This is a genomic window from Porticoccus sp. (assembly GCF_965660005.1).
Lineage (GTDB): Bacteria > Pseudomonadota > Gammaproteobacteria > Pseudomonadales > Porticoccaceae > Porticoccus.
On the sequence record NZ_CBFHYF010000083.1, the window covers coordinates 1 to 1623 of the forward strand.

A 1623-nucleotide genomic window follows, 5' to 3' on the forward strand; every position below is an offset into this window, starting at 1 on the left:
GGGATATGGGCTATGATGCGATTTATCACGGGCAAAAAGGTCACTATGGCGTCGCCCTCCTCTACCGCTTGCCGATTACCCATCATACGAGAGGGCTGCCTGGCGACCCGGAGAATCGCCAAAAAAGGCTTATTTACGGAGCGTTCACCTTTAACAACCGCACAATACACGTCTATAACGGGTATTTCCCCCAGGGGGAAAACCGTGATCACCCACTGAAATTCCCATGCAAAGAACAGTTCTACAAAGATCTGACACACCACTTATCGCACGTTCACTCCAATAACGACCAGATCATTGTAATGGGCGATATGAATATAGCGCCTTTCGACAGGGATATCGGTATCGGAGACGAAAATCGCAGGCGCTGGTTGCGCACCGGAAAATGCTGCTTTTTACCCGAAGAGCGGGCATGGTTAGCCAAGCTCCAGAACCTGGGTCTGCAAGACAGTTTTGACTATTTCCACTCCGATGAACCAGATCGATTCAGTTGGTTTGACTATCGAAGCCGGGGGTTCGAGGCGCAACCGAAACGCGGCCTAAGGATTGACCTTATTCTCGCCTCTGAAAATCTTTTATCTGCCGCCACTGATGCGGGTATTGACTGCCAGCTTAGGGCCATGGAGAAACCCTCTGACCACTGCCCAATCTGGCTGTCTCTCAGCTCCTGACCAGAAATTTTTGTCAACCTATGCGTTGCTGGCACGTTTTAGTTGATGTTATCGACAAAAACGGAGAATTGGATATGTATAGATTTGCCATTGCCGGCCTGCTGGCCACATCAATAGTATTTGGCATGTCACCAGCCCTGGCCGGAGATCGTGGCCACAAGCGGCATTTCCGTGCTGAATATCGCCATGAACACCGGCACAGCGATCGCAACAGCTATCGGGATGATTATCGCTATTACCAGAGGCATGGCCATTACCGTGATCACCGGTTTGGCTCACACAACAACGGGGATCAATACCGAAAGCACTACAAGCATCCTGGCAACCACAAAAACCATGGGCACTACCGCAAAAGTGCTTCGGACGACTATCTCTACATTATTGGTGGAGCAGTGTTATTAAATGAAATACTGCATCATAGCCGTTAACAGAGTGGCGGTTATCCATGCAACTCTTGCTGTGGGATAATTTGATAGATGATGATGAGAGGAACAGGGCTCTGACGCAGCAATCTCTGGAAAATTTTTTGTCGTCAGTGGAGCGCAGGGCCTACGCTATCGCATTGACTTCCCTTGCGGACAGGGAAGATGCACTGGATATTGTATAGGATGCCATGACCCAGCTGGTCGTAAGCTATGCACACAAACCATCGCGTGAATGGCGCCCGTTGTTCTATCGAATATTGCAAAGCAAGATCAATGACCTGTACCGGAAAAGAAAATTTCAGAGCCAGTTTAAAGGATGGCTTTCCCGTTTCCGGGATAAACAGGGTGAAGAGACTGAAGAAGACCCCATGAATGCCGTTGCGGGGCCGGACAGTGCCACCCCGCATACCCAGCATGAGCGTGAGCGACAGATAACAATTTTGAAAACCGCGCTGACTCATCTTCCCGCTCGCCAACAACAGGTTTTCATGTTGCGCTGCTGGGAGGGTCTCAGCACAACAGAGACG

4 protein-coding genes are annotated in these 1623 nt (G+C 50.1%); all 4 read left to right on the forward strand.

The annotated features are described in order from the left end of the window. The coding region (xthA, locus tag ACTF5G_RS10145) for an exodeoxyribonuclease III (RefSeq protein WP_438952684.1) at positions 1-671 on the forward strand (671 nt) is incomplete at its 5' end. Between the two features lie 74 nt (positions 672-745). Then, the gene (locus ACTF5G_RS10150; protein WP_438952685.1) at positions 746-1099 is read left to right on the forward strand and encodes a hypothetical protein; all 354 of its coding nucleotides are present in this window, start codon (positions 746-748) and stop codon (positions 1097-1099) included. Between the two features lie 17 nt (positions 1100-1116). After that, positions 1117-1278 (forward strand): hypothetical protein, encoded by a 162-nt coding sequence (locus tag ACTF5G_RS10155; RefSeq protein ID WP_438952686.1) that lies wholly within the window; start codon positions 1117-1119, stop codon positions 1276-1278. Between the two features lie 6 nt (positions 1279-1284). Beyond that, on the forward strand, positions 1285-1623 hold a 339-nt coding region (locus ACTF5G_RS10160; RefSeq protein ID WP_438952687.1), incomplete at its 3' end, for a sigma factor-like helix-turn-helix DNA-binding protein.